The 266-nt window shown below is 50.4% G+C and carries 1 protein-coding gene; it reads left to right on the top strand.

Features of this window, described 5'->3' with window-relative positions:
* On the top strand, positions 1 to 266 hold a 266-nt coding region (locus NLF92_RS13135; RefSeq protein ID WP_432420232.1), incomplete at both ends, for a D-alanyl-D-alanine carboxypeptidase family protein.

Raw genomic sequence — 266 nt, 5'->3', positions numbered from 1 at the left:
AGTAGGTACACAAGTTTCAGTACGTGACTTACTACGTGGCATTGTTGTGCAGTCAGGTAACGACGCCTGTGTTGCTATGGCAGAACACGTAGCAGGTTCAGAATCTGCTTTTGCCAGCATGATGAATGCACACACGGCATCACTTGGCATGAGTGGTTCTCACTGGGTTAATGCTCACGGTCTTCACGACCCTGACCACTACACTACCCCTCGTGACATGGCGATTCTGTCTCGCGCGCTTATCGCAGAAACGCCAGAAATGTACA

It is taken from the genome of Opacimonas viscosa (genome assembly GCF_024199005.1).
Classification (GTDB): Bacteria; Pseudomonadota; Gammaproteobacteria; order Enterobacterales; family Alteromonadaceae; genus Opacimonas; species Opacimonas viscosa.
The sequence above is the reverse complement of the archived record's forward strand: the minus strand, read 5'-3'. Positions and strand labels throughout refer to the sequence as shown.